The sequence below is a fragment of the Streptomyces sp. NPDC054956 genome, assembly GCF_053609185.1.
Map to the genome: position 1 here is coordinate 1 of NZ_JBSGXB010000178.1, position 15,873 is coordinate 15,873.

Genomic DNA, 15,873 nt, shown 5'->3' on the forward strand with positions numbered 1-15,873 from the left:
GATCTTGGGAGCCCGCTGCGCGCGCTCTGAATTCAAAACCCAATTGCTCAGCGCTTCGCGCCTCGCTTTTCGGGTGAATTCTGCGAGGAATTCGGCACGTCTTTTTACCTTAATCCGAATTCCTCGCGCTTCGCACTCGGAGCCTTTAAATGTCGAATGGAAGAGGCTCGCGCAATTGCCGCTTGAATTCTTTTTCCCGGCATTTGTAGCACGGATTAGGCCAGTTATCGTAATCGTCTTCCAATTCCCCTCCGCAGTGCGGACACTTTCCGCAGTACGCGTCTCCGCAGATTTCACCGCAGTTATCGCACGGCTTTTCACCGGTCATTGCCAACCCCTTTTGGTGCGCTTATCGAATTCCCGAGAAAGGTATCAGAGGGTTTCCGGACACGCAAACAGCCCCCCTCTTTGGAGGGGGGCTACGGTGTTTTTGCTGGTCAGGAGTACCGTACGCGCGTGCCGGTACTCACCGGGTTACGCGTTCTTCGTCTGGGCCTGGTAGTAGGCGAGGATCTGGGATTCCATGTACAGCTCCTTGCCGTCCTTGACGGTGGCCTCGGGGAAGTCCTCGCGGCGGGTCTTGTGGGCGCGCAGGGTGTCGTACTTGGGGACGCCCTGGGTGGGGCCCAGACGGCGGGAGATCTCGGCCAGGGTGAGGAGGACCGGCGGGGCCGTGGGGTCGGCCTGGGCGCCGTGGCCGGCCCCGGGGCGGCCCTGGCCGGGGATGACCCGCAGGCGGTCACGAAGGTCCGTGATCTGGGCCCCTTCGGCCATCACATCGGCCTCGTCGTGTGACGGCCGACCTGCGGTTTCGTGCGTGAGACCTCCCGCAGAGGCCCCCTGGGGCGCCTTCTGGCCGTTCCTGGCCCCATCACGTGATAGGCGGGCCAGGAGCCGCGGGAGGCGCTTCGGGGAGGGCTCGGGCGCGGTGCCGAAGAGGCCGGCGGCCGGGTCGAAGCCGGTGGCCTCGCGCTGCTCCAGGGCCCAGGCCCGGAGCTCCTTGGGCTCGCCATAGCAGGTCTGGACCCAGTACTGGTGATTGCCTTCCACAATCATCATGCGCCCGGCCTTGTCGACGGATTCCGGGATGGGGGTTGTGCCGATTACGTTCTTCCACTGGTTGCTGTTGAAGTTGCCCATGAACTTGAGCCGGAAGAGGTTACGGAGGCCCTTTCCGCCCAATGCCTGGTCCCGGAGATCCTGGAATACGGCGAGGATGTTTCCGTGGACGAATCGACCGAGGCGGGCACTGGATGCGACCGAGCCCCAAATGGGATCGGCAGCGCGTTCGGCCGGACCGTCTTCATCGGCCTTTGACTTACGGTTGTCGTCCCACCATTCGCGGGAGATGTCCGCGAATTCGTTGGACTCCTCGATAAGGAGGAGGAGGCCGGGGAATTCGGTGTCCGGCTCGTCTTCCTTGACGGACGTCCGCGCGTCAATCTCGTCCTTGAACCACTCGATTGCGCGGCGCATGTCCTGCGGGTTTTTCGGGTCGTTGTAGAGGTAAAAGCCGGGCAGTCCGTTGTAGATTTTGACGCTCACGCGCTTGACGTCCGCCGCGATGATTGAGTAGCCCTGGCGGATAAGCTGGGCAATTACCATCTGAGCGAATGCGCTCTTTCCGCCTCCGGTACCGACGGACAGCGCCCAGTGGGGGGTTTCGCCGTCGCCCAGCTCCTTGACGATGATCCGGCCGAAGGTGTCCTTCCCGATGACGATCTCGCCCTTTTTGCAGTTGGCGATGGCTTCCTGGATGTCCGCGTCGAAGAACGAGACGCGGTCCGGGCACTCGGGCTCCGGGATGGGCGGCGGGGGCGGCGGCTTGTGCGTGTAGACGGCGGTGAACGCCTCGTCGCGGAAGCTGTACCGGCCGACCCACTCCCCCGGCAGGCGGGAGTTCAGCAGGAAGGTGATCTGGTCCTTCTCCAACTGGGAGCCGCGGAACGTCCAGGGGAGGCGCAGGACGATCCGCGCGCCCTCGGCGCCCAGCTTCTCCGGGAGCTTGAGCCACTGCTGGCGCAGCTCCTCCTCCGGGAGCTTCAGGTCGTCCCGCAGGATCGCCCAGACGCGGGGGCCGTAGACGGCGTCGTCTCCGGCGGGCCGCGGCTTCCACCGCTGGGCGATGGCGACGAGGCCGGCGAACGCGTTGGCCAGCAGGATGAGGGTCATGGTGCGCCAGGCCGGGACCAGGAGGCCGAGGGCGCCGGCGGTGAGGCCCAGGCGGGCCAGGCCGCGCAGGGCGTAGGGCCAGCGGTGCCACATCCGCAGGACCAGGAACACCGCGATGACGACCGGGGCGACGGCGCGGTAGATCCGGCGGAAGAACCGTCCGGTGGCCTGGGCGGCGCGCCAGAGCTTGCCGGTGAGCGCGACGACCCGCAGGGCGCCGTGGACGGCGCGGTCCAGGAGGCGGGCGGAGCGGCCCTGGTAGGTGTCGATCCAGTGGGCGAAGCGGCGGGCGCGGGCGGACGGGCCGCGCCGGGGCTTGACCAGGCTGATCCGGGGCGGGGCCATGGCGATGGAGCCGAGGTCGGCGACGAGGCCAGCGGGCCGGGTCTGGACGGTGTAGGTGCCCGCGCGGAAGAAGCCCGCGTCGGAGCGGGGCTCGCCGCGCAGTTCGCGGCCGGTGTAGAAGCGGAAGATCCCGGCGACCACCTTCGCGACGGTGACCAGCACCTCCCAGAGGCCGACGAAGAAGCTGCCGATGCTGCGGAAGAAGCCCTTCTTCCCCTCGGCCTTGCCCCCGCCCTTCCACTTCTCCAGGTTCTTCGCGCCGGCGCCGACGCACCACAGGACCGCGAGGATGGTGATGCTGCCGCCGGGGACGCGCGCTTCGGCCCAGTCCCAGACGGTCATGAACGCGGTGGCGACCGGGCTGTCCTGTCCGGTGTCGGCTGCCGGGTCCGGCAGCGGGGTGGTGTACGCCGCTAGGGCGACGGTCATGCTGTGCACGGAGTTCCCCTCGACTCGTGGAGGGAACCCGCCCGCCCGGCAGGTGTGATCTGGCAGGACGCGACCTGCCGGGCGGACGAATCCCCGGTACTGGAGACCGCCCGGGTGTGGGCGATCTTCCCTTGCGGGACTGACACCCTGCTGCCGTCCTCCTGTGGAGGGAGTCCGGAGAGCAGGGCCCTTCATCTGGTACGGGTGGTCGAAGTAGGGGTCGGTGTGACAGTTCGACCCGACTTTCTTCTACAGACCGGACAGGGCTTGCCCGCAAGATCCCGAGGCTTGCCCGCAAGCTCCGGAGGCTTGCCCATTTCCCGAGGGCGGGGGCTTGCCCAGGTAAGCCTTGGGCTTACCCAGCGCCTTGACCTGGGGATATGGCCGGGAGTGTCCATGGACTGTCCATGGACACTCCCGGCGGGCGGGCTACAGGTAGGGGCCGGGTCGGTCCGCCTCGTTGACCGCCTGGGCGGTCTGGGTGGCGGTGGCGTCGCGCCAGTAGCGGGTGACGGTCTGGCGGAACCGGGGGTCCTCGGGGTTGCGGTTGTGGCGGGTGGCGACGGCGTCCAGGACGTAGGTGAGGTCGGAGACCCCGTCCGCGAGCATCTGCTTGACGTCGGCGTTCATGCTCTGGGTCTTGGCCTTGGCCGTACGGACGATCGAGAGCGGCGGGCGGACACTTCGAGACTCTCCGCCCTGGTCAGGGCCGGTTTCAAGCGGATATCCGCTGGTCTCCGCCTGGATGGTGGGCTCGTGGGCTCCTGACGTCGTGACGTCACCAACGGACGGGGGAAGGATGGCGGGGGCCTCGGTGGCGGGTGCTGCGAGCAGGGCGGGCGCGGCCGTGATGGCGGGCTGGAACATCCGCTCCAGGGCGACGTCGGCACCGCCGAGGATGCGGGTGCGCTGGACGTCCAGGAGCTGGGTGCCCAGCACCGTGTCGCCGGTGCCCACCTTCGCCGCGAGCTTCCACGAGCGCAGGACGGACTTCTGCCGGGTCTTCTCGTCAGGGTGGGCGGCGGCGCGGGCCTGGTGGTAGGCGAGGTCCCGGATGACGGCGGCGGCCCGGGTCTCGGCTTCGACGTCGCGGCCCTCCTGGTGGACGACGATCCGGCGGACGAGGAACGCGAGTCCCTCGGCGGCGGCCGTGATGGCCATGGGGGTGGCGGCGTAGACGATGGTCTGGCCGAGGCCCTCGGTCGCGGCGGTGGCGCCGATGACGGCGGCGACGGCCGGGAGGGCCCACAGGCCGATGCGGATGATGAGCGGGGAGGACTGGCCGAGCAGGGTCAGGCCGAGGAGGAGGAACGCCAGGACGGCGGTGGCGCCTTCGCCGGCGGCCAGGGCGCCGATCGCGGTGCCCTCCCCGTAGGCGGCGGAGATGTTGGAGTAGGTGCCGATGCCGCCCGCGATGCCGACGGCGACCATCGGGACCAGGGCCAGGCCCAGGACGGCCCGCTGGGTGCCGGTCAGGGTGTTCTTCACGGTGGTTCCTTTCGCATCTGGTGACGTCGCGGGCTCGTGGGCTCGTGACGTCATGAGGTGGGGTTGATCAGCTCTTCTTCGTGCGGCGGACGGTGCGGACCGGGCGCGGGGCCCGGGGGGTGACGCGGAGTTCCTTGATGGCGGCGGCGACCCCGATGACCGCGATGCCGATGCCGATCCCGCCGTACGCGATGGCCTGGCCCATGGCCGCGATGGCCGGCGCGGCGACGACCAGGAGGACGGTGGCGGGGGTGCACAGGATCAGCAGGCCCACCGCGACGAGGAGGCCGTTGCGGATCCAGGCCGGGACCGGCTGGGTCGGCATCTGCACGACGATCGGCGCCTGGGCCCCGGTCTGGGGGAGGTAGACCGGCTGCCCCTGCGGGGTGTAGCCAACGGTCACGCCGGGCGGGATCGCGGGGAACGGGCCGGAGGTGTACGGGATCGGGTTGGTGTCCACGGTGTTCTCCTTCAGGCCGCGAGAACGGCCGGGTGATCGGCGCACCCGGAGCAGCAGCCCAGGGAGGTCGGAATGACGTAGGGGTAGGTGACCAGGCAGACCGGACAGGTCCGGCGGGCGCGCATCATGGCGCGGTGGGCACGCCACCGGCCGGGGGTCATCGGCCGGACGGCGGCGGCGAGGTCGAGGCGGTAGAGGTAGGCGGCGCGGACCAGGCGCTCGGTCGCGCCGGGCGGGCGCCGGCCGAGCCACAGGATCTGGGCGAAGACCGGCTGACCGCCGGGGCGAAGGCCCTGGGCACGGAGCTGGCGGCGGGTGGCCAGGCCCTCGGGGGCGAGCTTTCGCGGGTAGGTCGGAAGCCCGTACGTCTCGCCGGTCGGGTCGAAGAACTTCACCGGAACACCTCCTGTCTGCTGGTCAGTGGGTTGTGGTGACGTCATGACGTCGTGTCGCCATGACGTCACCACGGGGAAGAGAACGGATCACGGGTTGTCGTCCGGGGCATCCCACCCGGCCCAGTCCGCGACCGCCTCGGCGGCCTCGTTGCAGGCGTCCTGGATGGTGCGGTGGCCGCCCGTGCTCATCCGCAGGAGCGGGAGGCCGACGGCCAGGTGGATCGCGAGGGCCCCGATGAGCGCGAGGGCCAGGAGCGTGAGGCCGGCGGGGAGCGGCATGTCCTGGTGGCCGAGGCCGACGACCAGGCCGACGCCGAGGACGGCGGAGACGACCTCGGGCGCCCAGGCGGCGAGGTAGAAGAGCGGGAACGCGATCATGTCCTTCATGTCCCTCACCTGACGATCATCTGGTCGGGGTGGCCGGTGGTCATGTGCTGCACGCAGTCCGGGCAGTCCTCGCGCGGGGCCAGGCCCGCGTGGGCCTCCCTGCTGGCGTAGGCGTGGAACCAGCACTGGCGGCACTCGCCGCGGGGCGGGTTCAGCGCCTTCCTCGGCGGCATCACCACCACCCGCTGGACTTCTTCGCGACCTTGGCCTTCGCGTCCTGGTGGAGGATCTCCGCCTTGGCCGTCTGCGCCGCGCCGATCTCCGCGAGGAGCCGGGCCTCGGCGTTCGCCCAGATCGTCTCGATGCCACGCTCGGCCCTCGGCGAGGACTTGTAGCGGGTGGCCTTCGCGAAGATGACCCCGACGTTCCCCGCGACCCGCGCCTGCTCTCCGGGGAGCAGTCCGTCCATGTCCCGGCGCCGGACCGCCTCGAGGCGGGTGGTCGCGATGTGCAGCACACGGTCCAGGCGGCGGATCTCGCTCTTGCTGTTGCTCATGGGTCAGCCCCTCTTCGGGTAGCCGTGGCCGGCGGGCGGGTTAGCAGACTCGTTGACGTACAGGGCGTGGGCGATGACCTCCTCAAAGCGCTGGCGCTCCGGGTCGGTCTCGACGTACGGCGGGTTGAGCGAGCCACCGAGCGAGGCCATCAGGCCGTGCGTGCGGAGGTAGTCGTCCTCGGCGGTTTCGCGGCGGATGCTCACGCGATCACCCCGGGGTTCTTGCCGGACTTGTTGCCGCTGGAGTTGGTGTTCGTCTCCTTGACCTTGCGGCTGAGGTCTTCGTCGGCCATGGGGATCACCCGGCCAGCGCGAGCCGGAGCTGGCCGACCGCGCGGTGGAAGTGGGTGTAGGCGAAGGCGTCCCCGCGGCCGACGTGTCCGGCGACGGCGGCGTACGGCATTCCCTCGGCGCGGAGGAGGACGACGTCCTGGTCCTCGGCGGGGAGCGCGGCGACGGCGGCGGCCAGCTGCTCGGGCAGTTCCTGCTCCGGCTCGGCCAGGGCGACGTCCTCGGCGGCCGGCGCGGCCGGGAGCGGGAAGGACGTCACGGCGTCCGCCCAGTCCCGGGGGATCTCGCGGTTGCGGCTGACCTTGTAGAAGTCGCTCACCGCGTGGCGGGTCAGGACCGCGAGCCAGCCGAACGCCTCGGCGTCCTCGGCACGGAGCTGGTGGATGCTGCCAGCGGCCTTGACCCAGGCGGCCATCACGACGTCCTCGGCCGTGGCCGGGTCGTTCGTGAGCGGCACGGCCAGGGCGACCAGGCGCCGGTTGTAGAGGCGGAAGAGCCGCTCAAGGCGGTCGGCAGATGCCTTCGACAGCGGCTCTGCCTGCGGAGATGTCAGGTGTGCGTCGATACGATCCATGACAGGACCGATCCCTTCTGTGCATGCAGTCGGGTTCGCTCTCAGGCCCTGGGCACGGTGGTTGCACACCGACCCAGGGCCGTCCTCGTTCGTCATCACAGTGACAGCTATTGTGTAACAATGCAAGCGATGACATCAGCATCGCTCGGGTGACGGGATAATGTGGCAGCAAGTGCTACGTTGACGCGTAACCCATCGCATCAGGAGAAGACACATGACCAGCGAGAAGCCGAGCCTTCCCGAAACCATCAAGACCCTGCGCGCCTTCGTCGCGGGTCAGGAGCCGGGTGCAGCTCTTCCCTCCGAGACCGAACTGGCAGACGCCTTCGGCAGCAGCAGGGCTCTCGTGAACAAGGCAGTCACCCACCTGATGGCCGAGGGCGTACTCATCCGGCGAGGAAAGAAGGCAGTTGTGCAGCCCATCCCCGTGATCCTTCGACAGGTTCCGACCCGCTACACCGCCGCGTTCCGTGAGGCCCAAGGCGCTCGTGGCGCGTTCGACGCGGAGATCCGCCAGCACGGGCTCCAGCCCCGGTGGACCACGGAACCCGGCCAGCAGGCCGCACCTGAGAAGGTCGCGCGTCTCCTCGGCATCGAGGCCGGCGCGCAGGTCGCCACCCGGTCACGGGAGATGTTCGCGAACGACACCCCGGTCCAGGTAGCCATCACCTACATCCCGTCGGACGTGGCCACCGCCGCTGGCGTCACCGACGTTGACAGCGGGACCGGCGGCATCATCAGCCGGATGGGTGAGACCGAGAACCGCCAGGCAACGGTCACCGAGACCATCGGCGTCCGCATCCCGACCGAGCAGGAGCAGCAGCAGCTCAAGCTTCCGGGTGACGCGCGGGTCTACGAACTGACTCACGCCGCTCAGACCGCCGAAGGCAGGTGCGTAGAGGTCACGGTGCACGTCATGCCGGTGCACCTCTGGGACCTGTCCTACACCTGGGACCTGAGCTGATCCGTCCCTGATCAGCCGTACGCGTGAGTGGTGTCCCTACCGACGGTGAGCGTGTCCGCTACTCGGAGTAGGCTGCATCGAACCGCAAACAAGATCAGTAAACGCAAAAAAGCCGCAAGCCCCACCCGGGCTCTGCAAGAGGGTTCGAAGCCTCAAGCCGAGTCGAAGTCCCGGAGAAGGGCAATGCGGCGACCGAGATAGGTCTGCTGCCGAGTGTAGGGCAGTGGTGAAGCGCTGTCTTCACCACTCGTGACGTCACGAGAGTGACGTCTGTCCTGCGTACCCGGGTGGCAGGCCGGAAAGGCACCACCTCAGTGGGACTTACCAAGCCCGCCGCAGTGCCCGCCCAGAAGGGCGGTGGAACGGTCTCGAACCTGGAGCGGGACGGGGCCCCGGCCGGGTGCCGACCGGTCGCGGGGATGAAGAAGGGCTGGTTCTACCGGCCCGCCGACCGCATGATCGTCCACCAGCAGAACGCCGAGTCCGCGCCCCTGGCGATCGGGCGTGTGCCGAAGGTCATCGGCCAGATCTCGCACCTCACCGACGACGGCGAGAGCATCCGCATCGAGTACCTCGTCCTCGGGCACCGCCAGCGGCGGGCCCGGATCGTCAACGAGGACGAGCTGGACCGTGGCACCTGGGCCGCGAAAATCGGGTTCCGCCGGCCTACCGGCAACGACGAGCGACACGCGTACGCGCGCCTGATCCGCGAGGAGGGCGAGGACGCCAACGTCATCCCGGCCCGGACCTACTACGACGAGGAAGGGTCCCTCGTCTTCCCCTCCGCCGAGGCCCAGACCCTCGGGTACCGCGTCCTGCGTGGCTCCGAGGAAGAGGCCCGGGAGGCGTGGGAGGAGATCGTCGCCTGGACCACGATGGACGGAAAGTCGGCGCTGGTCCTGGGCGCCATGATGGTCGGCCCGATCCTGGACTCCCTGGACGTCCTGGCCCACGTGCTCAACTGCTACGGGCCCGGCCAGCAGGGCAAGAGCACCGTGATGACCGTGGCCTGCGCGATCCTGGGCGACCTCAAGCCGCGGCGCCAGCAGCTCATGATGACCTGGAACAGCAGCAAGCAGGGCATCACCCAGAGCTTGAGGATGCGCGGCTTCCTGCCCCTCGGCCTGGACGAGCACAGCTCCTCCGGGCGGAGCATCAAGGAGTCCGCGCGGGAGATCTCCCAGATGGTCTCCGGGGCGGTCCGCGCGATGGGCACCGCCGACGGCTCTCCGCGCGAGAGCGACGGGTTCTGGCTCTCCCTCCTGCTCTCCACCTCCAACGAACAGCTCAAGTTCGCGGGTCAGACCGAAGACCTCGCGACTCGGCTCCAGGAGATCAGCGCCCCCTTCTACCCGGACCGGATGGTCCTCGCGGACGGCTCCCCCGCGCCCGCCGGCCACCACGGCGCCGAGCACGTCGCCAAGCGGCTCAAGCGCCTGGCGAAGAACTTCGGCGGGTGGCCACTGGAGTGGGCGATCCGCAAGGACATGTTCCACGCGAAGAACCTGGCCCAGCTCAAGAAGCTGCACCTGGAGCTGACCGCGAAGAACCGCCCGGCCACCGGCGGTATCTCCGCGACGATCGCGGAACTCCACATGGCTTGGGTCGTCGGCGCCCACATGCTCGGCGAAGCCATCGGCGTTCCCGGCCTGGGTGAAGCCGCCGAGGCCGAGGCACTCGCGCGGCTCAACACCGCCATCGAGGTCGCTGCCGAGGCCAACGTCCCGGACTGCGAGCGGCTCTGGACCCAGCTCGACTCCCTGCGCATCGAGGCCGCGACCTTCCCCGAGATGGAACAGCTCCTGGCCGTCGCGGAGGAGGGCAGGACCAAGCTGCGCGGGTTCCACAACTCGGCAGCGGGCCACCTGTGGGTGACCGACCCGGTCGTGCGCCAGGCCGCCGAGGATGCCGGGATCGACAACCTGACCGCTGCCCTGCGCGTCCTGGACGACCTCGGGGTCCACATCCGGGGTGACGGCAAGAACGCCCAGCGGCAGACCCCGAAGGCTCTGCGGGAAAAGACCTCGACCATGCCCCGCCGGATGCACCTCTTCAACATCAACAAGGCAGCCGAGCACTTCGACCCTGAGGACGCTCCGGAAGGGGGCGGACCGACCAAGTTCCCGTGCGGACCGACCCCCGGACCGACCCCCGGACCGACCCAGGTCGGTCCGGAAAACATGCCTCTGACCTGCGACGGACCGACCGGACCGACCGGACCGACCCTTTCGCTGTTCACCATTACACGCGAGGGGGTACCGACCCCCGAACCGACCCTGTCCATCCCGGCTCCGGCGACGTCGCCGGAGGAGGTCTACGAGGACATCCCCGGGTTCTCCGAGGCGGAGCAGAACGAGGACCAGGAGCACGTGGCCGTCGCCCAGGCGCCGGCCACGGCGGGGCGTCACCCGTGGGCTCCGGCTGGGATGTATCAGCCGGGTGACGAGGGGTTCGACGCGGAGTTCCTGAAGCTGGCCATGAAGGCGAAGGGCACGACCGCGAGCGCACTGGCCTTCGGGGTCCTGGGCAACGGGTACATGTACCTGCCCAACCACAAGCCCGTGGCGGTGCCGCTGCCGGGCAACGTGGACGAGGTGCCGGAGCTGATGCGGCAGTACGGGCTGAAGACCCTGTGGGTGCACGAGGAGGCCGCGACCGCGCTGGAGCTGCCGACGTACGCGGACCGGGTGGCCGACCTGGTCTCGTACAAGGGTCCCCAGAGCCCCTCGGCGCACGCCTGGGTGACGCCCGGGTCCGGCTCGTCCCTCGTGGTCCAGGGCGGGGGCCTGTCCGCCTGGGTGACGCTCAAGCCCGCCGACGGCCGGCGCCTGTCGCTGGCGTTCCCCCTGTACGAGGACCGGTTCGACAGCACCGCCGAGAAGGACCGTGCCGGGTGGGGCGCGGCCGCGACCCCGGCCATCCTGCTGGACTCGCTGATGGTCTACCTGCTCGCCACCCAGCACGGCAGTGCTGAGTGGCCGAAGGTCCACCCGTACTACCTGAAGCCGAACGCCACCGCGATCGACTTCGCCGGGGGCGACCGGCGCGAGGACGTCGTCTCGGAGGCGATCCGCAACCGGCAGGTGCCCGTCGTGAGCACGCTGCCCGCGCTGATCAACATGCAGTGGAGCCGCGACCCGCAGGCCATCGGCGACGGCGAGCGCAAGCTCCAGTGGATCCACCAGTACGACAAGAACGCGGCCTGGCTCGCCGCGCTCGGCTCCGCCTGGCTCGGCATCGGTGACCCCACCCACTACCCCCAGGGCACCGGCTTCAAGGCGAACAAGGCCGGGTACTGGCGCCTGGCCAACCTCCCCGACACGGCCACCGAGATGCTGCCGGAACTTCGGTTCCTGGAGGCCGAGGATGGCGGGCACTGGGCCCGGACCCCGGCCGTGGGCCTGCTCCAGGACCGCTTCCCCGGCTGGGCACCCGAGGTGACCGAGGCATGGGTCTGGACGACCTCCAAGCGCGCGCTGTACGGGATGTACGACAAGCTCCGCCTGTCCCGTGAGCGCATCCTCGCGGCGCAGGACGCCGGTCACCCTGGCGCCCGGTACGCCAAGCAGGTCGTCGGCAAGCTCTACCAGTCCTTCCGCGGCTACCTCGGCCGCACTGAGGGGCCCCAGAAGGACCACAGCGACCCCACCGGCCAGGCCCTGTTCGCGGGAGACATCTACTGGCGCCCGGACTGGGCGGAGATGATCCTCGACCTCGCCCTGGCCAACACCTACCGCGACATCGCCCAGTTCGCCGACAGCGGCCAGGCACCGCTCAGCCTGAAGGTGGACGCAGTCACCCTCGCCTCGGACGAGGCCGACCCGGTCTTGGCGGCCCCGGCCTCGATGAAGCTGGGCACCAAGGGCGGCCAGTGGAAGCCCGAGCACACCGCCCCGTTCGGCGAACTGCTGCCCGCGATCGACAGCGGCAAGACGGTCCCCAAGGCCCTGGCCAACTACCTGAGCGCGAAGGAGAGCTGAGATGGGCATCATCGGACGGATCTTCGGCCGCAAGGGCGGTGACGAGCCCCAGGAACCCTCCCAGGAAGGCTCGGCCCCGGCGCCCGAAGCCGGTGGCCAGGCCGCACCGGCGGAGCCCAAGCCTGGCCTGCTGCGGCGGGCGGCGCGGGTGTTCAGCAGGAAGGGGAAGAAGCCTGAGCCGCCGGCCTCCGAGGCACCAGGGGGAGAGGGCCCGGGTGAGGCTCCGCCTCCTCCGCCTCCCCCGCCTCCGGCCAGGGGGCCCGTTCCCTCCGGGGCTCAGGACTCCCTGCCGGGGATAGAGGATCTCGAAGAGGAGGCGGAGGAGGAGAAGGACTACAGCGACGCTCCCTCCTCCGCAGAGATCAAAATTCCAGGGACCTGGCAGATGAGCAGCAGCAGGTGGACCGGGGTGGTGAAGGGCACCCTTCAGGGCGAGGACGTCATTACCTTCCTCAAGCACCTGGACCAGGGCAGGGAAGCCGCCGCAGTCGAGATGATCGCCAAGCTCTACGACCAGGGCTCCGGGTTCGCCGACGCGGTGGACATCGGGAACTCCGACTACATCACTCCGAGCCTCTGACCACAGAGCGGGCCCGTACCCCAGGAAGGGGAGTACGGGCCCGCTCTTCCATCGTAGGTGGAGTCGTGGGGTCGTGGGTTCGTGACGTCACCAAAAGGCCGTCAGCAGGCCCTACGCTGCCCCTCATGGACATCTTTTCGCTCACGAACCAGAAGGGTGGTGTCGGCAAGACCGCCAACACCATCAACCTGGGTGCGGCCCTCGCCGAGCAAGGCCGGCGGGTTCTGCTGGTGGACTGGGACCCCCAGGGCCACCTGACCGAGGCCCTGGGCCTGCCCGAGTCGCCCGACGACCGGACGATGAAGGGCTGGGTGCTGGGCGCCTGGAAGGGCGACCCTCACGAACTCGTCGCCACCTACCGCGAGCGGCTGCACGTCCTGCCCACGAACATGGACATGTTCATGCTGGACAAGGGGCTGTACCAGGCCAACGCCCGGGAGATGCGACTCGCCCGGCTCCTCGAGGAGTTCGAGGACGATTACGACGCCTGCCTCATCGACGCACCGCCCTCCCTCGGGATCGGCGCCGAGTGCGCGCTGATGGCGGCCCGCCGGCGCCCTGGGCGCCGTGGGGGGTTGATCGTGCCGGTGGAGGCCGAGGACTCCAGCATCCGCGCGCTCCGCCTGCTCCTGCGTCAGGTCGCGCTGCTCTCCGAGGAGATGCAGGCCCGCATCGACATCCTCGGCCTGGTCCCGAGCCGCTTCGACATCCGGGACGGCTCGATCGTCGCCTCGATGCTGGAGGCGTTCCGGAGCATGAAGGAGCCGGCGGTCATCGCCGAGATCAAGAAGCGGACCGACATCACGAAGGCGTGGCGGGAGAAGGTGCCCGTGCTGGAGTGGGACCCCAAGTGCGAGGCGTCGGGCTGGTACCGGGACCTCGCCAAGGTGGTGCTCGCCTCGTGAGTGCAGCACGCAAGACCACGAGCGCGCCGGACATGGGCAGCCTGGACGCGAGCCTGGAGCACATGCGCAGGCTCCGGGATGACGACGTGCCGGTCGCGGACCTCCCTCCGCGCGGCGAGCAGCAGCAAGAAGAGCAGCAGGAGCAGCAGGCCGAGCAGCGGACAGGCAGCGCTGCCTCTGCTGCTCAGTCCCGGCCTGGGCGGAGCCGCGGGGGCCGGCGGGCCGCACCGGCAGCGGCCGATGCCGTACCGACCACGATCCGGTTCGACCCCGAAGAGTCCAGCGAGATCGACTGGTTCGTGCTGGAGCTCCGCCAGGACGCCGGGCGCCGGACCCTCGACAAAGCCGAGGTGTTCCGCGAACTGATCCGGCTTGCCCGGGAGCACGACGCGACGAAGAAGGCGCTGCTCAAGCGGCTCCGGTGAGCCTCTGACCTGTGCAACAGCGTGTGCAACAGGGCTTGCAACACAGGGCCGCAACGCGAGCAGCGTTGCGGCCCTGACCTGGGGAAACAGGCCCGTTTCGGGGTCTGGGTGAGGCTCCGTTGCAGGTCGTTCGTGACGTCACGAGTCCATGAGTCCACGACGTCAGTAGAACCCCTTGACGGGGGGTACGAAACTTCGTACCTTGGGACTCATCGGAGGGGGTACGAAGTTTCGTACCCCCCGGACTCGGGAGGCACCGTGGAGACCATCGGCTACCGCAGCGGCGAGAACGCGAAGAACGGCGGGCTGGACATCATCATCAGCCTTCCGCCCCAGGAGGCCCGCGCGCTCAGCGGCGAGGTCGAGATGCTGGCCGACTGGTTCGACACCGCCCTGTGGGCCCTGTCGATGTTCCGCACCGGCAGCAACGCCCGCGGCCCGCTCGACATCGACCCCAGCTCTGCCGAGGTCACCCACCAGCGGCTGTGGCGCGTCATCAGCGACATGGACCACCGCCTCCTGCCCCGGCTCCAAGGCATCCGGGACATGGCCGTGCGCCGGCACAAGGAGTTGGGCGGCACGCTCAACGACCTGGCCCTGGCGATGGACGTCAAGAAGTCCACCGCCCAGAGCCGCCTCGGCGTCATCCTCAACGGCAAGGAGCGGCCCAGCGTCTGGGAGAACTGGGCGCTCCAGGGCGGCCCGCAGGATCGCGAGTACTGCCAGGCGTGCGGACACCCGCCGTTCCCGACCGACCCGCTGCTGACCACGGACGACGAGGACCGCTACCGCATCCACCGGAGCCACACCCAGAACCCGGAGGACGGGTTCTACGGCACCCCGACCGTGGCGCCGGACAGCGAGCCGGTCGCGTTCCCCGACCACTCCGCCCAGAACCGCTCCAGCCGCTGGCACTGCCCTGAGTGCGACACCTGGAACGGCCCCAACGACACCCTGCTCTGCCACTGCTGCAACACGCCGCGCGCCCAGGAGAGCTGACTCCCCCTCGCCCCAGAACGTGCAAAAGGGCGGTCCGCCAGTGCCAACCGAACGGACCGCCCCGTCCCCAGAACTGCCACACAGAACCGGAGACCCCCATGTTCGCATCCCTCTTCGTCCTGCTGCTCCTCGGGCACTGGGCCGCGGATTACCCCTGCCAGACCGACCGGCAGGCCGCCCGCAAGGCCGGATGGACCGAGGTAGACACCGCCTCCAAGGCCGTACGCCACCACCACGGCTGGGGCGCCAACCTCACCCACGCCGCCACCCACGTCCTGCTGTGCGGCCTGGCCCTCGGCCTCGGCGCCCTGCTCCTGGACGACGTCGCCCTCAGCCTCGCCCCCACCGCCGGCGCCCTGCTCTGGATCGGGGCCACGCATGCCGTCATCGACAGGCGGTGGCCCGTCGCCCGCTGGATGACGTTCGCCAAGCAGGAGGGATGGGCACAGCACGGGGGAGCGGCCCACGTAGACCAGACCGCGCACGCTCTCGTCCTCGGCGCCGCCGCACTGTTCCTCGCCGCCCTCTGACCCCGCAGGAGACCCTGATGTTCACCGGCACCGCCGAGCAGCTCCGCCAGCGCGAGGAGCGCGCACAGCAGATCGCACAGAAGATCGTGGACCTCCTGGCCGAGGCCGACACCCTGGGGATCGGGTCCGCGCAGGGGGAGATCAGCCTCCCCGGAGCGAGCATCCACCGGCGCGGCGACGAATGGACAGTCGCTATCTCCCGATAAGTCCGATTCGTCGGCCACTGAAAAACAATTCAATTCGCCTCGAATTGCCGCAGATTTCGAATTCGGAAAAACTCCGATTCGAAATCTGCGGCTTTTTTGTCGCGAAATGAAATCAAGCGCTGCGCGCTTTCCAATTCGGTCTGCGACCGAATGGAATTTCCGCTGCGCTACAATTCCGAGGCGGGGAATTCGCTCCGCGAATTCAAAAGGAGCGGCCCAGGGTGCTTCGCACCCTGGAAAGTCGGGC

The 15,873-nt window shown here is 69.1% G+C and carries 17 protein-coding genes; 8 read left to right on the forward strand and 9 right to left on the reverse strand.

Translation table 11 applies throughout. From position 1 onward, the window contains the following. Positions 1-474: 474 nt before the first annotated feature. The 9 genes from ACWGDE_RS24760 to ACWGDE_RS24800 all read right to left on the reverse strand — a co-directional run bounded on the left by ACWGDE_RS24760 (position 475) and on the right by ACWGDE_RS24800 (position 7,037). The gene (locus ACWGDE_RS24760; RefSeq protein WP_453391212.1) at positions 475-2,955 is read right to left on the reverse strand and encodes a hypothetical protein; all 2,481 of its coding nucleotides are present in this window, start codon (positions 2,953-2,955) and stop codon (positions 475-477) included. Between the two features lie 420 nt (positions 2,956-3,375). Further along, positions 3,376-4,434 carry a conjugal transfer protein gene (locus ACWGDE_RS24765; protein WP_453391213.1) on the reverse strand — a complete coding sequence of 353 codons (1,059 nt, stop codon included), beginning with the start codon at positions 4,432-4,434 and terminating at the stop codon, positions 3,376-3,378. A gap of 67 nt (positions 4,435-4,501) precedes the next feature. Continuing rightward, on the reverse strand, positions 4,502-4,894 hold the full coding sequence (locus ACWGDE_RS24770) for a hypothetical protein (protein ID WP_453391214.1): 393 nt from the start codon (positions 4,892-4,894) through the stop codon (positions 4,502-4,504). An 11-nt stretch (positions 4,895-4,905) separates the two neighbouring features. Further along, a complete protein-coding gene (locus ACWGDE_RS24775) occupies positions 4,906-5,289 on the reverse strand; it encodes an RRQRL motif-containing zinc-binding protein (protein WP_453391215.1) in 384 nt (127 codons plus the stop codon). Between the two features lie 87 nt (positions 5,290-5,376). Beyond that, positions 5,377-5,676, reverse strand: a complete 300-nt coding sequence (locus tag ACWGDE_RS24780; protein ID WP_453391216.1) for a hypothetical protein — start codon at positions 5,674-5,676, stop codon at positions 5,377-5,379. Between the two features lie 5 nt (positions 5,677-5,681). After that, a complete protein-coding gene (locus ACWGDE_RS24785; protein ID WP_453391217.1) occupies positions 5,682-5,849 on the reverse strand; it encodes a pRL2-8 in 168 nt (55 codons plus the stop codon). Continuing rightward, entirely contained in the window at positions 5,849-6,172 is a 324-nt protein-coding gene (locus ACWGDE_RS24790) for a hypothetical protein (RefSeq protein WP_453391218.1), read from the reverse strand. Before ACWGDE_RS24790 ends, ACWGDE_RS24785 begins: the two co-directional genes overlap by 1 nt. A 3-nt stretch (positions 6,173-6,175) precedes the next feature. Then, positions 6,176-6,376, reverse strand: a complete 201-nt coding sequence (locus ACWGDE_RS24795) for a hypothetical protein (RefSeq protein WP_453391219.1) — start codon at positions 6,374-6,376, stop codon at positions 6,176-6,178. A 94-nt stretch (positions 6,377-6,470) separates the two neighbouring features. Beyond that, on the reverse strand, positions 6,471-7,037 hold the full coding sequence (locus ACWGDE_RS24800; protein WP_453391220.1) for an RNA polymerase sigma factor: 567 nt from the start codon (positions 7,035-7,037) through the stop codon (positions 6,471-6,473). A 214-nt stretch (positions 7,038-7,251) separates the two neighbouring features. Between ACWGDE_RS24800 and ACWGDE_RS24805 the strand changes: the two genes are divergently transcribed. From ACWGDE_RS24805 to ACWGDE_RS24840, 8 genes are all read left to right on the forward strand, one after another. Beyond that, the gene (locus tag ACWGDE_RS24805) at positions 7,252-8,001 is read left to right on the forward strand and encodes a GntR family transcriptional regulator (protein ID WP_453391221.1); all 750 of its coding nucleotides are present in this window, start codon (positions 7,252-7,254) and stop codon (positions 7,999-8,001) included. Positions 8,002-8,315: 314 nt separating this feature from the next. After that, on the forward strand, positions 8,316-11,981 hold the full coding sequence (locus ACWGDE_RS24810; RefSeq protein WP_453391222.1) for a DUF927 domain-containing protein: 3,666 nt from the start codon (positions 8,316-8,318) through the stop codon (positions 11,979-11,981). Between the two features lie 385 nt (positions 11,982-12,366). After that, positions 12,367-12,561 (forward strand): hypothetical protein, encoded by a 195-nt coding sequence (locus ACWGDE_RS24815; protein ID WP_453391223.1) that lies wholly within the window; start codon positions 12,367-12,369, stop codon positions 12,559-12,561. Positions 12,562-12,686: 125 nt separating this feature from the next. Further along, positions 12,687-13,466, forward strand: coding sequence for a ParA family protein (locus ACWGDE_RS24820; RefSeq protein ID WP_453391224.1), 780 nt, complete (start codon positions 12,687-12,689; stop codon positions 13,464-13,466). Then, positions 13,463-13,891, forward strand: coding sequence for a hypothetical protein (locus ACWGDE_RS24825; protein WP_453391225.1), 429 nt, complete (start codon positions 13,463-13,465; stop codon positions 13,889-13,891). Before ACWGDE_RS24820 ends, ACWGDE_RS24825 begins: the two co-directional genes overlap by 4 nt. Positions 13,892-14,149: 258 nt before the next feature. Continuing rightward, positions 14,150-14,890 (forward strand): hypothetical protein, encoded by a 741-nt coding sequence (locus ACWGDE_RS24830; protein ID WP_453391226.1) that lies wholly within the window; start codon positions 14,150-14,152, stop codon positions 14,888-14,890. Positions 14,891-14,988: 98 nt separating this feature from the next. Further along, positions 14,989-15,420 carry a DUF3307 domain-containing protein gene (locus ACWGDE_RS24835; RefSeq protein WP_453391227.1) on the forward strand — a complete coding sequence of 144 codons (432 nt, stop codon included), beginning with the start codon at positions 14,989-14,991 and terminating at the stop codon, positions 15,418-15,420. Between the two features lie 17 nt (positions 15,421-15,437). Continuing rightward, positions 15,438-15,626 (forward strand): hypothetical protein, encoded by a 189-nt coding sequence (locus ACWGDE_RS24840; protein ID WP_453391228.1) that lies wholly within the window; start codon positions 15,438-15,440, stop codon positions 15,624-15,626. Positions 15,627-15,873 lie beyond the last annotated feature (247 nt).

Bases quoted from the DNA above. Each gene is read 5' to 3' on its own strand.
- ACWGDE_RS24805 (WP_453391221.1), top strand. From the start codon at position 7,252: ATGACCAGCGAGAAGCCGAGCCTTCCCGAAACCATCAAGACCCTGCGC.
- ACWGDE_RS24780 (WP_453391216.1), bottom strand. From the start codon at position 5,676: ATGAAGGACATGATCGCGTTCCCGCTCTTCTACCTCGCCGCCTGGGCG.
- ACWGDE_RS24835 (WP_453391227.1), top strand. From the start codon at position 14,989: ATGTTCGCATCCCTCTTCGTCCTGCTGCTCCTCGGGCACTGGGCCGCG.
- ACWGDE_RS24820 (WP_453391224.1), top strand. From the start codon at position 12,687: ATGGACATCTTTTCGCTCACGAACCAGAAGGGTGGTGTCGGCAAGACC.
- ACWGDE_RS24785 (WP_453391217.1), bottom strand. From the start codon at position 5,849: ATGCCGCCGAGGAAGGCGCTGAACCCGCCCCGCGGCGAGTGCCGCCAG.
- ACWGDE_RS24790 (WP_453391218.1), bottom strand. From the start codon at position 6,172: ATGAGCAACAGCAAGAGCGAGATCCGCCGCCTGGACCGTGTGCTGCAC.
- ACWGDE_RS24840 (WP_453391228.1), top strand. From the start codon at position 15,438: ATGTTCACCGGCACCGCCGAGCAGCTCCGCCAGCGCGAGGAGCGCGCA.
- ACWGDE_RS24815 (WP_453391223.1), top strand. From the start codon at position 12,367: ATGAGCAGCAGCAGGTGGACCGGGGTGGTGAAGGGCACCCTTCAGGGC.
- ACWGDE_RS24800 (WP_453391220.1), bottom strand. From the start codon at position 7,037: ATGGATCGTATCGACGCACACCTGACATCTCCGCAGGCAGAGCCGCTG.